Source organism: Comamonas brasiliensis (assembly GCF_018292285.1).
Lineage (GTDB): Bacteria > Pseudomonadota > Gammaproteobacteria > Burkholderiales > Burkholderiaceae_C > Comamonas > Comamonas brasiliensis.
The window spans coordinates 94,829-109,776 of the sequence record NZ_JAANES010000005.1; the positions used below are offsets into that span (position 1 = coordinate 94,829).

Genomic DNA, 14,948 nt, shown 5'->3' on the forward strand with positions numbered 1-14,948 from the left:
CCGAAACGACAAACCTTCTCGGTCAACCCTGTCTGTGTAGCGAATCTTGATCTCGATTCTCCGCGTCGTAGCGCTGGCCCTGGACCAGCTGGAAGTGGCGGTTTGCGTCTTTGATGCGAACGACAGAACCCAGCTGTGGAACGATACCTTTCTGCAGTTCTTCCCCGAGCATGCCGGGCATGTCTATGCCGGTGAAGCCTACAGCGAGAATCTGCGGCGTTTCTATCTGCAAAGGCTTTCGGCGCAGGAGCTGCCATGCATGGAGCGCTACATCGAAGAGGGCATCCAGCGACATCACAACCAGCAGCGTGCGTTCGAGTTCGACCACCATGACTATCGCGTCCGGGCCGCCTCTCTTGCCCTGGGGCCTCTGGGCCGGATCAGACTGTGGCGCAAGACCGCTCCCTTGCTCACGGGGATGCAGGACCGGATCAATCCCAAGCAGGTACGACGGCCTCGGCAGATTTCGGAGGATACGGCACTGGCCCTGGAAAGTCTGGCGGACGGCATCCTGATGGTCGATGAGCAGGACAGGGCGGTCTGGGCCAATCACTCCTTTCTGGTGCTCTATGGCTTGACGGACATCGAGTGTCTTGGCGCGCGCATGTTTGAAGATATCTATGCACAGTCGTGGGCGCACGAGCAGCCGACCACGGACTATGCAACAGGACTTTCGGTTCTCACGGAGCGGCAGCGGTTTTCAGGGGCTCCTTATGTGCTGGCCCTGCCTCAGGATCGCTGGGTGCGCGTGGTGGAGCTGCGCGGGACCCAGGCCAATGGCTGCAGCTTTTTTTCGCATGTCGACGTCACCGCGTCACGGCGGCAGCAGGAAGAGCTGAGGCAGCTGACCTTGCACCTGGAGTCCCTGGCCGTGAAGGATGCTTTGACAGGCTTGGTGAACCGCAGACGGTTCGATGAGGTGCTGGAGTCGGAGTGGCGCAGAGCACATCGGTCGGAGACTGCACTTTCGCTGCTTCTGTTGGATGTCGACCATTTCAAGCAGCTCAACGACGGCTTTGGGCACCCGTTCGGCGATGAGGTGCTCAAGTGTTTCGCCGGCCTGCTGGCGCACTGCGTCCAGCGCGCAGGTAGCCTGGTTTCCCGTTATGGGGGCGAGGAGTTCGCCATTCTGTTGCCTGGCACCGGTCTGTCCGGCGCGGCCAGGCTCGCCGAATTCATTCGGCAACAGGTCGAGGCCCTGTCGCTAGGCAATGAGCAAACCGGATTGGTGCAGATCACCATCAGCGTGGGAGTCGCATGCGCAAGCGGTGCTGCGCTGGATTCCTCCTGCTCCAGCCTCATCGACATGGCGGACAGGGCCTTGTATGAAGCCAAGCGAAAGGGCCGCAACAGCGTCTGCTTGGCCGGTGTTTAATCTCCAATCGGCGCCCTGCGCAGGCGGAGCGCACTGGATAGCCCCAGTGGGTTCACAGCAGTCCATTTCAGCCATCGGCATGATCGCGGCTGCAGTTCAGGTGCCAAAGCGGCTGACCAAAGCATGCGCGGATCAGGAAAACAGTCCTAGCTGCCGGAGCCGACTCTGGAGAATCGCTGCTCCAGCATCTGTTTCCCCCACTGATCGCCAACCCACTCTTCAACACACTTAAAGCCATATGACTCATACAGATGGCGAGCCGCAGAGAGCCCGCTGAACGTCCAAAGCTGGGTTTCGCGAAACTTCTGCTGGTCGACAAATTCGAGCGCAGCATTCAGCAGTCGTCTCCCCGCACCGCTTCCCCTAACGCTGTCATCGACGATAAACCACCTCAGGTGTGCAATGCCGGGTTCGAGGTCTTCGCCGTCAATGGCGACCGAGCCAATGATTTCTCCTTCATGCATGGCAGTCCAGATTCGGTTCCGCGAGTGGTTCAAGCGATTTGAGAACTCGGCGAGGCCCGCGGCAACAACGGATTCAAAACGCTGGCCCAACCCGGCTTCACGAGAGTAGTACTGCGCATGCATCTGGGTGATGCGAGCAATGATTCCCGGCTGATAGCCGCTTACGAGCTCCACGACCGGCTTTTCCTTGTCGCCTTGAATCCGGGACGACAGTGCAGCGCTGTAAAGCTGCAAACCCTTCGAGACGGTGTGCTTCTGTCCCGGGTTCAATCGTTCCAGGGCATGCGTGACCTGTGCGCGTGCATGTGCATGAATGGATTCGACGCGCAACCTGCCCGCAGGGGTCAGCGACAGCTGCTTGAGCCGGCTGTCGTGGAGGTCCGGTGACTCGCTGATATCGCCGGCTTCCACCAGTTTGCGCAGCATCCGGCTGACGCTGGATTTTTCCAGTCGAAGCATTGCCCCAAGATCCTTGGCGTTGACATTGCCTTCTTCGATTTCAAGAAGCGCATGCACGGCGGACGGGGAGAGGTCTGCGCCTGCAATGCTTTCACCCATGAAGCCCCAATCACGTGCCATGGAGCGTGAGTAAGCGCGTATCTGCTCGACTAGAGACGGTTCGTTTTCCATAGATATCTCCAAATGGTTGTATGATACAACCATTTGATCGGCAGGCAGTTTTGTCGAAGTCGCGCAGGCAATACGCAGGGCGCTGAATCCTGCAAGGCGGATGGTTGGGACGCCCATGGCATGAGCCCGGTTTCGCGAAGCTCTTTCGTCTGAAGTGTCTGAAGCCCTGGTGGCTGCGCTGCCCATGGCGCAGCCGTGACGCACGCGCCGCTTTCCGGGGTTCAGGATCCCAGCCGTGCGCGGTAAATGCCGGGTGTTTCTCCGAACTCGCGCTTGAACAACTGGATAAAGGCACTGGGGCTGGCCCAGCCCAGATCGAGTGCGATATGGCTGACCGGCACGCCTTCGGCCAGCAGCTCCAGGGAGCGCAGCAGGCGCAGGCGCTGGCGCCAGGCGCTGAAGCTGTAGCCGGTTTCCGCCACAAAGCGGCGGCTCAGCGTGCGGGTGCTCAGCGCTCCCCAGTCGGCCCAGGCCGTCAGATCCCGGGTATCGGCCGGGTTCTGGATCATTGCCTGGGCAATGCGCTGCACGCGCCAATCGCTGGGCAGGGGCAGCCCCAGGGCTTGCCTGGGCAGGTGGCGGATTTCGTCGAGCACCACACTAGACACATTGTCGAGCTCGGGCGAGCGCAACGGCTGTGCAGGGTGGGTCCAGCTGGCCGCCAGGCGCAACACTGCTTCGCGCAGCAGGCCGGAGACACGCAAGGTGCAAGGCCTGGAGGGCAGATCGGCGCAGGCATGCTGGGCTATATAGGCGCTCCAGCCGTGGTAGGGCCCGAACGATCGGCCTGAATGCCTGTGGTGGGGCGGAAGCCAGACGGCGTGGATGGCGGGAACGATCCAGACGCCGTCTTCCACGGTCACCGAGATCAGGCCGCGCAGCGAGCCAAACAGCTGTCCGCGCGCATGCTGATGCGCTTCGGAGGACAGCTCCTGCTCCTGCCAGCGAGTGGCCGCGATGATGACCGGGCCGGCGTCGTCATCCAGATGAGGTTGCAGTAATTCCAGCAGGTCGGACATTGCGAGATGGATGGCACGCAGCCAATCAGTTTGGCGGATTTCCGCTATTCAATGGCTGAACAATTCTATAGCCGCCAGAGGGCTCTGCCTTAGGCTCGCTGCTCTTTAGAAGGAGTAGTCCAGATGTCAGAGACCCGGACACCGAAGCAGGTGGAACTCGACGCCCTGTATGCGCCGCCGAGCGAGCGCATACAGAAAGCGGTGTTCGACCATTTGGTCGATTTTCATCGGCAGTATTTGCAGCAGGCGAGTTTTTTCTGTCTGGCCACAGCCGGTCCGGCCGGCATGGATGCTTCGCCACGCGGCGGGCCGCCCGGCTTTGTCCATGTGCTCGACGACAAAACCCTCGCCTTCGCCGACTGGCCGGGCAACAACCGCATCGAATCGCTGCGAAATATCCAGCACGATGAGCGGGTCGCCATGCTGTTTTTGTTCCCCGGCCTGGAGGTATTTCTGCGCATCAACGGCCGCGCTCGCGTCAGTGCGGCCGCCGAGTTGCTGCAGGAGCTGCGTGAAGGCGAGAAAACGCCGAAAACCGCCACGGTGGTGCGCGTTGATGAAGTGCTGTTTCACTGCGGCAAGGCCATCAATCGGGCGCGGTTGTGGGAGCCGGCGGCCCGGCCGCAGCGCAGTGAGCTGCCCAGCATCGGCCAGATGCTGGTCGGCTTCGCCGCACTTCAGGCGGGCCCTGGCGCCACGGACGGCGAGCATTCCAGCATTGAGAAACTCGATGCGCATTACCAGCAGGCGGTGCGCAGTGATCTGTATGGTTGAAACAGTCAGGTGGAGTCGGCAGGGGTGTTCAGCGACTCGGCGGCCGCGCGCAGGCAGGCAAGCAGGCGGGCCACCAGCGGATTGGCGGGTGCGCGACGCCACATGGCCAGCATCTCCGATGATGGATGGGTGCCCTTGAGCGCCCGGAATACCAGGCGCGGCATGCCCACGCGAGCCAGCGCCTCGGGCACCAGTGCCACGCCCTGGCCCAGCGAAACCAGAGAGATCACCGACAGCCAGTGTCTTACCTCGTGGCGCACCTCGGGGGCAAAGCCATGGGTCAGGCACATCTCGTAGATGCGCTGGTGATAAGTCGGCGAAACCAGGCTGGAGAACAGGATCAGGCGGTCGTTCCTGAGCTCGGCCAGATCGATGGCGGCACTGGCGTGAAGCGGGTGCTGTTCGGGCAGGCAGACCACGAAAGGCTCTTCCACCAGCAACTGGCTGTCAATGCCTTCCGGGGGCTGCATGGAGTGGACCAGGGCCATGTCCAGCCGCATCTGCTGCAGACCGAGGATCTGTTCCGCACTATTGGCTTCCAGCATGTCCACGCGCACCTGGGGGTGGCTGTGCTGGAACTGTTCCAGCGCCTGCGGCAGGCCCCGGTAAAGGCTGGACCCCACGAAGCCCAGGCGCAGATGGCCGCGCGTGCCCTGGGCCACGTCGCGCGTTTCCTGTGCGGCCTGCTGACTCAGAGCCAGCAGCTGGCGCGCCTTGCCCAGCAGATGTTCGCCGGCAGCCGTGAGCCGTACGCCCTTGCTGCTGCGCTCGAAAAGCTGGGCCTGCAGCTCCTGCTCCAGCTGCTTGATGGCCACCGACAGAGGGGGCTGGGAGATGGACAGCCGCTGAGCTGCACGGCTGAAGTGAAGTTCTTCGGCCAGGGTGACGAAGTAATGCAGCAGCCGCAGTTCCATGCTGTTATCTATATATAAAAAGTATTGGAAAAGATTTTAATAATATTTGACGCGAATATATCAGGGTGCTGAAATTCGCAGCAGTCCTTGGCTCTTTGTGTGACGCACAGCGCATGAATCCATCGCCGCCTTCCCGGAGGCCGAGAGCAAGGGTCCAGACGGCCGGGCCGTCCCGCAGCGCGGTTGTCATCCCATCCAGGAGGCGGGCGCGCCGTGGCCCAAGGGTGTATTCGAATTCAGCAGGAGACCTTCATGTCCGCCAACGACAAGAGCCAGATGCATGCGGTGGCCCAGGCTGCCAGCGCTGCAGCCCATCCCGTTCCTGACCGCCACGGTGCCAATTTCTACAGCACCGACTCCGAGCTGCAGTCGCTGCTCAGACTCTATTTGCCGGAAGATCTGCTGTCCCACCTGCAGCCCCATCTGCAGCGCATGGGCGAGCTCGCCGGCGGGCGCATCGACGAACTGGCCGGCATTGCCGACAGGAACCCACCCACGCTCGAGCATCGCAGCCGCTCCGGCGAGGACAGCCAACGCATCATCAAGCACCCCGCCTATGAAGAGCTCGAGCGCATCGCCTACGGCGAGTTCGGCCTGCAGGCCATCTCGCACCGCGACGACATGCTGGGCTGGCAGGGCAAGATGCCGCCGGCCGTCAAGTACGCGCTGACCTATCTGTTCGTACAGTCCGAGTTTGGTCTGTGCTGTCCGTTGTCCATGACCGATTCGCTGACACGTACGCTCAAGAAGTTCGGCACGTCCGAGTTGGTGGACAAATACCTGCCGCAGCTGCTGTCGCTGGACTGGGACAACCAGGCCCAGGGCGCCATGTTCATGACCGAACAGGCTGCTGGCTCCGACATCGCCAACACGCAGACCATGGCCTACCCGCAGATCGACGGTTCCTGGCGTCTGACCGGCGACAAGTGGTTCTGCTCCAACCCCGATGCCGAGTTCGCCATGGCGCTGGCGCGTGTTGACGGGGCTCCGGCGGGTATGAAGGGCATCTCGCTGTTCCTGCTGCCGCGCACGCTGGACGATGGCAGCGACAACCACTACCGCATCATCCGTCTCAAGGACAAGATGGGCACCAAGTCCATGGCCAGCGGGGAGATCCGCATGGAAGGCGCCACGGCCTATCTGGTGGGTGAGCAGGGCCGGGGCTTTGTGCAGATCGCCGACATGGTGAACAACTCGCGCCTTTCCAATGGCGTGCGCTCGGCCGGCATGATGCGCCGCGCCGTGGCCGAAGCCGAGTTCATTGCCCACGAGCGCATCGCCTTCGGCAAGCGCCTCGAAGACATGCCGCTGATGCAGCGCCAGCTCGACAAGCTGCGCGTGCCTGCCGAGCAGGCGCGCACCATGGTGTTCCAGACCGCACAGACGCTGATGCGTTCGGACGCGGGCGAAGAGGGGGCCTACCCGCTGCTGCGCATTCTCACGCCGCTGATCAAGTTTCGTGCCTGCCGCGATGCGCGCAAGGTTACCGGCGACGCGATGGAGGTGCGTGGCGGCTGCGGCTATATCGAGGAGTGGAGCGACCCACGGCTGGTGCGCGACGCGCATCTGGGCTCGATCTGGGAAGGCACGAGCAATATCGTGGCGCTGGACGTGATCCGCGCCATCAAGCGCGAAGGCTCGCTGCCGGTGCTGCAGCAGTATCTGCACGCATTGCTGGATCAGGCCCTGCTGGTGCCCGGCTACCGCCAGGCCCTGGAGCAGGCATTGGAGCGCGCCAGCGCCCTGGCCGAGAGAGCGGCCCAGGACGGAGGCGATGTGCTGGCCCGCCAGGCTGCCACCGCGCTCTACAACTGCACCACGGCCATCGCCATGGCCTGGGAAGCCAGGCAGACGGGCTCCGCCGAGCGCCTGCGCCTGTCGCAGCTGGTGTTGCTGCACCGCGTGCTGCCGCGCGATCCGCTGGCGGCGGCCGAAGTGCCGTCGGAATGGCAAAAGTGAATTGACACATAAAGCAGCGCCGGCGCAATACAGACAAGCGCCGGCAGCTATGCATTTTGAAAGCCAACACCGATTGGCGAACTACCCAAGGAGACAAGTCATGAATATCAATCGCCGTTTGCTGGCCGGATCGGCCGCGCTCGCCAGCGCCGCTATGTGCCTGGGCCTCTCCTTGAATGTCCAGGCCGCCGAGAAATTTCCCGAGCGACCCATCACGTTCATCGTGCCGTTTCCGCCTGGCGGGCCCACCGATGCCATGGCGCGCATTCTGGCCACCGAGCTGACCAAGGAACTGGGTCAGAGCGTGATCGTGGAGAACAAGGCAGGAGCCGGAGGCAATATCGGTGCCGACTTCGTGGCCCGCGCCAAGCCCGATGGCTATACGCTGATGTTCGGCACATCGGGCCCGCTGGCCATCAACAAGCCGCTGTACAAGTCCATCAACTACGACCCTCGCACCAGCTTTTCTCCCATCATCTATGTGGGCTATCTGCCCAATGTGCTGGTGGTGCGGCCCAACCTGGGGGTGAACAACGTCAAGGAACTGATCGAGCTGGACAAGAGCAAGCCTGGCCGCCTCAATTTCGCCTCCTCCGGCAACGGCGCCTCGTCCCATCTGGCGGGCGTGCTGTTCAACGGCATGGCCGGTACAGAGCTGCAACATGTGCCCTACAAGGGTACGGGGCCGGCACTCAACGACCTGCTGGCGGGTCAGGTGGAGATGACCTTCACCGACATCCTCACAGCCATGCCCTATATCAAGGCCGGCAAGGTCAAGGCCCTGGGCGTGGCCACGGCCAAGCGCTCCAGCGCCATGCCCCTGATTCCCACCATTGCCGAGCAGGGGCTGCCCGACTATGACGTGAGCGTGTTCTTCGGTGTGGTCGGCCCCAAGGGCATGGCCGCGGATCGGGTCGCGCAGCTCAACCAGGCCTATGCCAAGGCGCTGGATTCCGACAATGTGAAAAAGGCCTTTGCGGCCCAGGGCCTGGAGCGTGGTGCGGATACCAAACCTGCCTATCTGGCCGGCTTTGTGAAGAGCGAACTCGGCAAATGGAGCGAGGTGGTGCAAAAGGCCGGCGTCACGCTGGACTGACGGTGCAGTTGTTTGGATGTAAGCAAACGCGTGCCTTTGAAGGCTGGTCGTGTTAGAACTTTTCGAAACCTCTTGCAAGGGTTGCGAGGGGACACTGTTTAGCACCACCAGCCACTGCCTGCGGGCCCTTGCAAGACAGGGGCCCGGGCTCTTCAACTATCCATCGCCATGACATTTTCAAGCCCATCTCCTCTGCTTGCACAACTGCAGGCGGTCGCTGCCGAGTTCGTCGAGGTCCGCCGCAGCATCCATGCCCATCCCGAGCTTGCTTTCGAAGAGACGCGCACCAGCGACATGGTGGCCGAGTCCCTGGCCCGCTGGGGTTATGCGGTGCATCGCGGCCTGGGCGTGACCGGCGTCGTCGGCGTGCTCAAGAAAGGCTCGGGCAGCAAGTCGCTGGGCATACGCGCCGACATGGACGCCTTGCCCATTCTCGAAAGAACAGGTCTGGACTACGCTAGCCGCCTGCCCGGGAAAATGCATGCTTGCGGCCATGACGGACATACCGCCATTCTGCTGTGCGCTGCAAAGTACATCGCCGAGAAGCTCGATTTCGACGGCACGCTGAACCTGATCTTCCAGCCGGCCGAGGAAAACGAGGGAGGAGCCATGCGCATGGTGGATGAGGGCCTGTTCGAGCTGTTTCCCTGCGACGAGATCTATGCGCTACACAACGCGCCGGGCCTGCCCGTGGGCCGGATGGCGATCAGCCCGGGGCCGGCCATGGCCTCGTTCGATCGCGTGACCGTCACGCTGCGCGGGCGCAGCGCCCATGGCGCCATGCCGCACCATGGCATAGACAGCATGCAGTGTGCAGCCAGCATCGTGCTGGGCCTGCAGTCCATCATCACGCGCGAGCTCGATGCCCAGCAGGCAGCTGTGATCACGGTGGGCTCCATCCAGGCTGGTGAGGTCTTCAACATCGTGCCCGAAAGCGCAGTGCTCAAGATCGGCGTGCGTGCCCTGCATCCGGATGTGCGCAGCTGGGTGGAGAAGCGCCTCAAGGCCTTTGTGCAGGCCCAGGCCGAGAGTTACCAGCTCGGTTGCGAGATCGACTATGTGCACAAATACCCGGTGCTCGTGAACTGCGCAGCCCAGACCGAGTACGCGCGCCAGGTGGCAATCAGCCTGCTGGGCGAGGACAAGGTGGGCGAGCGCACGCCCACCATGGGCAGCGAGGACTTTGCCTACATGCTGCAAAAGCGTCCCGGCGCCTATATCCGGCTGGGCAACGGCGTGGGCGAGGATGGCGGTTGCATGGTGCACAACCCGCTGTATGACTTCAATGACAAGGCCCTGCACATCGGTGCGGCCTTCTGGACGCAACTGGTGCAAAGCTATCTGGCCTGAGCGGCCGTATATCGAAGAGGGAGGCAGGAGATGGGTACATGGAACCGCCGCGGCTTTATGCGGCACACACTGTGGCAGACGGCTGCCTTGGCGGCAGCTTCGACAGGGGTCCGGGCTGCAGAAAGCTTTCCGGCCAAGCCTCTGATTCTCATGGTGCCTTTTCCCGCCGGCGGAGCCAGCGATGTGGCGGCACGCATCTTTGCCGAATCCATAGGTCGCAGCATCAGGCAGCAGGTGGTGGTGGAGAACCTGGGCGGCGGAACGGGCCTGATTGCCGCAGCCAAGGTGCTCAACACACCGGCCGACGGCTATATGTTCTTCCATGGCTCGGCCAACGAGATCTTCCTGGCGCCCATGCTCAATACGGCAGCGCGCTACAAGCCGGGCGACTTCATGCTGGCGGCTCCCACGACGGAGTCGCCCATCGTGCTCATGGTCAAGAGCGGCTTGCCTGTCGACAGCTATGACGCCTTCATCGAATATGCGCGCGCCGGCAAGAACGGCCCGCTGACCTATGGCACGGTGGGCGTGGATTCCATGTACAACCTGATGGGCGATGCGCTGGCCGCCAGACTGAAGCTGCCGTTTCTGCACGTGCCTTACAAGGGCGCCGCGCCGGCCCTGCAGGACCTGGCAGGAGGACAGGTGGACTTCGCCATACTGCCTTATCAGGCCAGCTTCGAAGCCATGGCCAGGCAGGGGCGGCTGAAGATTCTGACCAGTTTCTCCAAGACCCTGCCCAAGGACCTGGCCCATGTGCCGCTGATATCGCAAAGCCGCCTCAGCCCGGACTTCGAATACACGGTCAGCGCAGGCTACTTCGTGAAGAAGGGCACGCCCGCCGATCGCGTGGCCGCGCTGCGTGGCGCCATAGGGCAGGCACTGGTGCATCAGGACATCCGCAGCCGACTGGAGCTGGAGGGCAAGCATATCCGGCAGCCTGTGACCTCGCAGGCCGAGGCAGACCAGAGCTTTGCTGCCATCCATCAGCGCCTGAGTGCGCTGGTGCGCAGCGTAGGCCGCACGCCCCTGGCCTGATTGTGGTCAGCCGCAAAGAATTTCTGAGCCACATTTTGAGCTATACGCGGGCCCAGGGCCCGTATTCTGTAGGGAATTGAAACATGCACAATCCAGCCACGATCGGCGCCGGAGCCTTGCAGGGCATCAAGGTGCTCGATCTGTCACGCATCCTCGGCGGGCCGCTCTGCGGGCAGATCCTGGGTGACCATGGCGCCGATGTGCTCAAGGTGGAGCCGCCGCAGGGAGACGACACACGCACCTGGGGGCCTCCGTTTCGCGACGGCGTGGCCTCCTACTACTTCGGCCTGAACCGCAACAAGCGCATCCAGTTTCTCGATCTGTCCTCGCCCGAAGGCCAGCAGCGCGTGCGCGAGCTGATGGCCCAGGCCGATGTGGTGGTGGAGAACTTCAAGGTCGGCACCATGGAGAAATGGGGCATAGGCTTTGAGCAGATGCGCGAGCAGCTGCCGCATCTGATCTGGTGCCGCGTCACGGGCTTCGGTGCCGACGGCCCGCTGGGCAGCCTGCCCGGCTATGACGCCGCCATCCAGGCCATGGCCGGTATCATGAGCATCAATGGCGAGGCCGACGGAGACCCGCTGCGCGTGGGCCTGCCGGTGGTGGACATGGTGACCGGGCTGAACGCCACCATAGGCGTTCTGCTGGCCCTGCACGAGCGGGGGCGCAGCGGGCAGGGCCAGCTGGTGGATGCCTCGCTTTACGACTCCGGCCTGTCGCTGCTCCATCCCCATGCCGCCAACTGGTTCATGGGGCGCAAGGTGCCGCAGCGCTCGGGCAATGCCCATCCCAATATCTATCCCTATGACGTGCTCAGCACCGGCGGGGCTCCCATCTTTCTGGCCGTGGGCAATGACCGGCAGTTCCGGCTGCTGTGCAGCCATGTCGGCCGGCCCGAGCTGGCGCAGGACGAGCGCTTTGCCACCGCAGGCCAGCGCTCCGTCCATCGCGCCGAGCTCAAGCCTTTGCTGCTGCAGGCATTTGCGGCGCTTGACGGCCTGAAGCTGGCCGACGAGCTGATGGCCATAGGCGTGCCCGCTGCGCCGGTGCTGGACGTCGCCCAGGCGCTTGAACATCCACATACGGCGCACCGCGAGATGGTGGTGACCATGGACCAGTACCAGGGGCTGGGCGCTCCGGTCAAGCTTGGCCGCACGCCGGCCAGCTACCGCTTCGCCCCTTTGAGCGAGGGGCAGGATTTTCTGCCGGACGCCGGCGCCTGAGCTTGTTTCACAGCGACACCAGCCCGCCCTGCGCGGGCTTTCCTTTTTTGGCGCCCATGTGAGCCAGGTTCGCATGGCCGGCGCCCTGTCCCACCCTTTTCACGGGCATTGTGTGCACAATGGAATGTAAAAGCGTTACCCCTGTGTTCTGTCCATGGAGAGTCTCACGATGTCGCATGCTTTTGCCAAAACCCTGAAGTCCTTTGAGCTGGCTGAAGGCAAGAAAGCCAAGTTCTATTCGCTGCCTGCACTTGCCAAGCAGTTTCCCGAAATCAAGCGACTGCCGGTCTCGATCCGCATCGTGCTGGAGTCGGTGCTGCGCAACTGCGATGGCAACAAGATCACCGAGGAGCATGTGGCGCAGCTGGCGCGCTGGCAGCCCAGGGCCGAGCGTGTCGACGAGATTCCGTTTGTCGTCGCACGCGTGGTGCTGCAGGATTTCACCGGCGTGCCCTTGCTGGCCGACCTGGCCGCCATGCGCAGCACGGCTGCCAAGCTGGGCAAGAAGCCCAAGTCCATCGAGCCGCTGGTGCCCGTGGACCTGGTGGTGGACCACTCCATCATGGTGGACTACTTCGGCACCAAGAAGGCGCTGGACCTGAACATGAAGCTGGAGTTCCAGCGCAACCAGGAGCGCTACCAGTTCATGAAATGGGGCATGCAGGCCTTCGACACCTTCGGCGTCGTGCCGCCGGGCTTCGGCATCGTGCACCAGGTCAATCTGGAATACCTGGCGCGTGGCGTGCACAAGGCCAGGAGTGGCAAGGGCGAGGCGGTGTATTACCCTGACACCCTGGTCGGCACCGACAGCCATACCACCATGATCAACGGCATCGGCGTGGTGGCCTGGGGTGTGGGCGGCATCGAGGCCGAGGCGGCCATGCTGGGCCAGCCCGTGTACTTCCTGACGCCCGATGTGGTGGGGTTCGAGCTGACCGGCCAGCTGCGCGAGGGCGTGACGGCCACCGATCTGGTGCTCACGGTCACGGAGCTGCTGCGCAAGGAAAAAGTGGTCGGCAAATTCGTCGAGTTCTTTGGCGAGGGCACGCGCAGCTTGTCGCTGCCTGACCGCGCCACCATCGGCAACATGGCTCCTGAATATGGGGCGACCATGGGTTTCTTCCCGGTCGACGAAAAGACCATCGAGTACTTCAAGGGAACCGGGCGCACCAAGAGCGAGATCCAGGCCTTCGAAGCCTATTTCAAGGCGCAGCAGCTGTTTGGCGTGCCCCAGGCCGGCGAGATCGACTACTCGCATGTGGTCAAGCTGGATCTGGGCAAGGTGGCGCCGAGTCTGGCTGGACCCAAGCGCCCGCAGGACCGCATCGAGATCGGCCATGTGGCCGGGCAGTTCGACGAGCTGTTCAGCGCTCCCGTGGCCCAGAATGGTTTCAATCTTCCCGCCGATCAGCTGGTGCGCCGTCATCTGGTGAGTCCCGACGGCCCCGAGGCCTTGAAGCCCGAGAGCAAGCCCCTGCCCGCCGATGCGGAGCGCAACAAGGTCGAGATGGTGAGCAACACGCCCGAGACCGGCAAGGTCGAGGCCAGCGCGATTGCGGTCGAAGCCAGCCAAGCCCTGGCCGCGCCGGACAGAAGCTTCGATATTGGCAGCGGCGATGTGCTGATTGCCGCCATCACCAGCTGCACCAATACCTCCAACCCCAGCGTCATGCTGGCGGCGGGCCTGCTGGCCAAGAAGGCAGTGCAGGCCGGCCTGAAGGTCAAGCCGCATATCAAGACCTCGCTGGCGCCGGGCTCCCGCCTCGTGACCCGTTATCTGACCGAGGCGGGCTTGCTGCCCTATCTGGAAAAGCTGGGCTTTGCGCTGGCCGGCTACGGCTGCACCACCTGCATCGGCAATGCCGGTGATCTCACCCCCGAGATCAATGCCGTCATCACGCAGAACAATCTGGTCTGCGCGGCCGTGCTCTCGGGCAACCGCAATTTCGAGGCCCGCATTCACCCCAATATCAAGGCCAACTTCCTGGCCAGTCCTCCGCTGGTGGTGGCTTACGCGATTGCCGGTACGGTGCGCAAGGACCTGATGACCGAGCCCGTGGGCAAGGGCAAGGGCGGCAAGGACGTGTATCTGGGCGACATCTGGCCCAGCAGCGAGGAGATTCAGGAGCTGCTCAAGTTCGCCATGAACGGCAAGGCCTTCCGCAGCAATTACGAGCAGGTGGCCAGCGAGCCGGGCAAGCTCTGGGAAAAGATTCGGGGGGTGACGGGCTCCACCTACACCTGGCCCGAGAGCACCTATATCGCCGAGCCGCCGTTCTTTGCCGACTTTGCTCTGGATTTGAAAGCGCCATCCGCAGACGGAGAAAGCGCTGCAGGTCAAAAAGGCTCAAACTCCAGCGCGGTGCACGGTGCCCGCATCATGGCCTTGTTCGGTGACTCCATCACCACCGACCATATCTCGCCTGCAGGCTCCATCAAGGAGTCTTCGCCGGCAGGCAAGTGGTTGCTCGAGCATGGCGTGCAAAAGGCCGACTTCAACAGCTATGGCTCGCGCCGGGGCAACCACGAGGTGATGATGCGCGGCACTTTTGCCAACGTGCGTATCAAGAACCTGATGATTCCTGCCGCAGCCGACGGCTCGCGCGAGGAGGGCGGCGTCACCTTGTTCCGCGACGACCATGGCAAGATCGAGAAGATGGCCATTTACGACGCGGCCATGAAGTACCAGGCCGCGGGCCGCGCCACGGTGGTGCTGGCCGGCGAGGAATACGGCACGGGCTCCAGCCGCGACTGGGCGGCCAAGGGCACGCAGCTGCTGGGCATCAAGGCCGTGGTGGCGCGCAGCTTCGAGCGCATTCACCGCTCCAATCTGGTGGGCATGGGCGTGTTGCCGCTGCAGTTCAAGGGCAATGACAGCTGGCAAAGCCTGGGCCTGACGGGCGAGGAGTTCATCGATGTGATCCCGGCCGCCGACCTGGCGCCGCAAAGCGATGCCCAGCTGGTGATCACCAGGCCCGACGGCAGCAAGAAAACCGTGACCGTGAAGCTGCGCATCGACACCCCCATCGAGGTGGACTACTACCGCCATGGCGGCATCCTGCCCTATGTGCTGAGGCAGCTGCTGGCCTGATTGCGCCCGCTTGCC

Annotated in this window: 11 protein-coding genes; 8 read left to right on the forward strand and 3 right to left on the reverse strand. The window is 63.1% G+C overall.

What is annotated here, in order from left to right; all coding sequences use genetic code 11:
- Nucleotides 1-46: 46 nt before the first annotated feature.
- On the forward strand, nt 47-1,375 hold the full coding sequence (locus DJFAAGMI_RS19585) for a GGDEF domain-containing protein (RefSeq protein ID WP_211458539.1): 1,329 nt from the start codon (nt 47-49) through the stop codon (nt 1,373-1,375).
- 146 nt (nt 1,376-1,521) lie between these two features.
- Here the strand turns inward: DJFAAGMI_RS19585 and DJFAAGMI_RS19590 are convergent, their stop codons facing one another.
- Nucleotides 1,522-2,469, reverse strand: a complete 948-nt coding sequence (locus tag DJFAAGMI_RS19590; RefSeq protein WP_211458541.1) for a bifunctional helix-turn-helix transcriptional regulator/GNAT family N-acetyltransferase — start codon at nt 2,467-2,469, stop codon at nt 1,522-1,524.
- Between the two features lie 221 nt (nt 2,470-2,690).
- Nucleotides 2,691-3,488, reverse strand: a complete 798-nt coding sequence (locus DJFAAGMI_RS19595; RefSeq protein ID WP_211458543.1) for an AraC family transcriptional regulator — start codon at nt 3,486-3,488, stop codon at nt 2,691-2,693.
- A 123-nt stretch (nt 3,489-3,611) separates the two neighbouring features.
- Between DJFAAGMI_RS19595 and DJFAAGMI_RS19600 the strand changes: the two genes are divergently transcribed.
- Entirely contained in the window at nt 3,612-4,262 is a 651-nt protein-coding gene (locus DJFAAGMI_RS19600) for an MSMEG_1061 family FMN-dependent PPOX-type flavoprotein (protein WP_211458545.1), read from the forward strand.
- Between the two features lie 5 nt (nt 4,263-4,267).
- Here DJFAAGMI_RS19600 and DJFAAGMI_RS19605 read toward each other — a convergent pair whose 3' ends face one another.
- A complete protein-coding gene (locus DJFAAGMI_RS19605; RefSeq protein WP_211458547.1) occupies nt 4,268-5,176 on the reverse strand; it encodes a LysR family transcriptional regulator in 909 nt (302 codons plus the stop codon).
- Between the two features lie 252 nt (nt 5,177-5,428).
- Between DJFAAGMI_RS19605 and DJFAAGMI_RS19610 the strand changes: the two genes are divergently transcribed.
- The 6 genes from DJFAAGMI_RS19610 (at nt 5,429) to DJFAAGMI_RS19635 (ending at nt 14,933) form a co-directional block, all read left to right on the forward strand.
- A complete protein-coding gene (locus tag DJFAAGMI_RS19610; RefSeq protein ID WP_211458549.1) occupies nt 5,429-7,135 on the forward strand; it encodes an acyl-CoA dehydrogenase family protein in 1,707 nt (568 codons plus the stop codon).
- A 100-nt stretch (nt 7,136-7,235) separates the two neighbouring features.
- The gene (locus DJFAAGMI_RS19615) at nt 7,236-8,231 is read left to right on the forward strand and encodes a Bug family tripartite tricarboxylate transporter substrate binding protein (protein ID WP_211458551.1); all 996 of its coding nucleotides are present in this window, start codon (nt 7,236-7,238) and stop codon (nt 8,229-8,231) included.
- Between the two features lie 168 nt (nt 8,232-8,399).
- Entirely contained in the window at nt 8,400-9,581 is a 1,182-nt protein-coding gene (locus tag DJFAAGMI_RS19620; protein ID WP_211458553.1) for a M20 aminoacylase family protein, read from the forward strand.
- A 30-nt stretch (nt 9,582-9,611) separates the two neighbouring features.
- The gene (locus tag DJFAAGMI_RS19625; protein WP_211458554.1) at nt 9,612-10,619 is read left to right on the forward strand and encodes a Bug family tripartite tricarboxylate transporter substrate binding protein; all 1,008 of its coding nucleotides are present in this window, start codon (nt 9,612-9,614) and stop codon (nt 10,617-10,619) included.
- A gap of 83 nt (nt 10,620-10,702) precedes the next feature.
- A complete protein-coding gene (locus DJFAAGMI_RS19630; RefSeq protein WP_211458555.1) occupies nt 10,703-11,842 on the forward strand; it encodes a CaiB/BaiF CoA transferase family protein in 1,140 nt (379 codons plus the stop codon).
- 169 nt (nt 11,843-12,011) lie between these two features.
- Nucleotides 12,012-14,933 carry an aconitate hydratase gene (locus DJFAAGMI_RS19635; RefSeq protein WP_211458556.1) on the forward strand — a complete coding sequence of 974 codons (2,922 nt, stop codon included), beginning with the start codon at nt 12,012-12,014 and terminating at the stop codon, nt 14,931-14,933.
- Nucleotides 14,934-14,948: the final 15 nt, after the last annotated feature.

Excerpts from the sequence above, each read along its gene's own strand:
- DJFAAGMI_RS19590 (WP_211458541.1), bottom strand. The coding sequence starts at position 2,469 with ATGGAAAACGAACCGTCTCTAGTCGAGCAGATACGCGCTTACTCACGC.
- DJFAAGMI_RS19595 (WP_211458543.1), bottom strand. The coding sequence starts at position 3,488 with ATGTCCGACCTGCTGGAATTACTGCAACCTCATCTGGATGACGACGCC.
- DJFAAGMI_RS19600 (WP_211458545.1), top strand. The coding sequence starts at position 3,612 with ATGTCAGAGACCCGGACACCGAAGCAGGTGGAACTCGACGCCCTGTAT.
- DJFAAGMI_RS19605 (WP_211458547.1), bottom strand. The coding sequence starts at position 5,176 with ATGGAACTGCGGCTGCTGCATTACTTCGTCACCCTGGCCGAAGAACTT.
- DJFAAGMI_RS19610 (WP_211458549.1), top strand. The coding sequence starts at position 5,429 with ATGTCCGCCAACGACAAGAGCCAGATGCATGCGGTGGCCCAGGCTGCC.
- DJFAAGMI_RS19615 (WP_211458551.1), top strand. The coding sequence starts at position 7,236 with ATGAATATCAATCGCCGTTTGCTGGCCGGATCGGCCGCGCTCGCCAGC.
- DJFAAGMI_RS19620 (WP_211458553.1), top strand. The coding sequence starts at position 8,400 with ATGACATTTTCAAGCCCATCTCCTCTGCTTGCACAACTGCAGGCGGTC.
- DJFAAGMI_RS19625 (WP_211458554.1), top strand. The coding sequence starts at position 9,612 with ATGGGTACATGGAACCGCCGCGGCTTTATGCGGCACACACTGTGGCAG.
- DJFAAGMI_RS19630 (WP_211458555.1), top strand. The coding sequence starts at position 10,703 with ATGCACAATCCAGCCACGATCGGCGCCGGAGCCTTGCAGGGCATCAAG.
- DJFAAGMI_RS19635 (WP_211458556.1), top strand. The coding sequence starts at position 12,012 with ATGTCGCATGCTTTTGCCAAAACCCTGAAGTCCTTTGAGCTGGCTGAA.